We start from the raw sequence: 1022 nt of genomic DNA, 5'->3' as shown, positions 1-1022 counted from the left end.
ATTTTCTACAGAGCATGATTTATTTTCTTATGAAAGTTTAAAAGCTCCTGAGGGAATTGGTAAAGTTTTGGGAATGATTGCAGCGCGTTTATCGTATGTAAATGATTTACAAAAAGAGCTTGATCATTACAAATTGGTTACAACAGAAGCCAAGCGTGTTTTAACAAACGCTGTTGCAAAAGCAGCATAAGACAGCAGCGGCGCGGCGGGGGGCGCCTTTATTTATTGTATAAAAAGTATTTTTAAATTCATAGACCAAATTCAACAAATTGCCTCACTATATTTTCCCAAAAAAGCATAAGACAGAGATGTTAATGGGGTGCTAATTTATTTTACTATTCCCAAAAATACAGCTAAACAGCGTTCAATTTCCACCATTTTATCTGCATGAATAGAGCCAAAAGCTGTGCTAACTTTTTCACATCTTACCGTCATAATCTTATCAATCATGACCTGAGAAGTTTTTTGTAAACCATTTTTGGTATCTGGTTGGAGGGTAATGCGCAGTAATGGGGCTGCAACAAGCGTGCTAGTAATGGGTAAAACTGTTACGCTTGTATGTTCACTAAATTGATTGGCTTGAATGATTAATGCAGGTCTTGGTTTACCAAAATCGCCTTGCATAGCTATTGTTACAAGAGATCCGCGCATCATTCTGTCCAGCCATCAATATCCATTAAAGATTGATCCATCAACAACTGCATAGATGTATCTGTTTTATCCATTTTTGCCACTAAACGACATTGGCGTCGACACTCTTTTGCAAAGTTTGGTTGGCGGATATCTGGTACCCAAATTTGCATTAAGCGCAAACCTGCTTTTCTTTGTGCGTTGCGATGTTTTTGAACGCGTTCATTGACGTGTATTGTAGCCATAACACAATCTCCATTATGTTTCATGTAACGTATAACACAGAAAAAAGTTACATGAAACAAGTTTTTAAATAAATTCGCAAAATTCAATTTTTTATCCTGAATGCTATAAAACATAATGTTACATGTTAATAAACAATAATATCATTT

At 35.7% G+C, this 1022-nt stretch carries 2 protein-coding genes and 1 pseudogene; 1 reads left to right on the top strand and 2 read right to left on the bottom strand.

Annotation, left to right across the window (positions count from 1 at the left end; all coding sequences use genetic code 11):
• Window positions 1-190: pseudogene (locus BN202_RS08875) on the top strand (Rha family transcriptional regulator); the annotation flags it as partial.
• Window positions 191-327: 137 nt separating this feature from the next.
• On the opposite strand, the gene BN202_RS08870 reads toward BN202_RS08875, so the two are convergent.
• Together BN202_RS08870 and BN202_RS08865 are read right to left on the bottom strand one after the other, a co-directional pair.
• Window positions 328-651: a type II toxin-antitoxin system PemK/MazF family toxin gene (locus tag BN202_RS08870; RefSeq protein WP_034988149.1), complete on the bottom strand. Its 324-nt coding sequence runs from the start codon at window positions 649-651 to the stop codon at window positions 328-330.
• Window positions 651-875, bottom strand: a complete 225-nt coding sequence (locus BN202_RS08865; protein ID WP_034988146.1) for an antitoxin MazE family protein — start codon at window positions 873-875, stop codon at window positions 651-653. The genes BN202_RS08870 and BN202_RS08865 overlap by 1 nt, the downstream gene beginning before the upstream one ends.
• Window positions 876-1022 lie beyond the last annotated feature (147 nt).

This window comes from Bartonella florencae (assembly GCF_000312525.1).
GTDB classification, from domain to species: Bacteria; Pseudomonadota; Alphaproteobacteria; order Rhizobiales; family Rhizobiaceae; genus Bartonella; species Bartonella florencae.
This window is presented reverse-complemented; position numbering and strand designations above follow the sequence as displayed.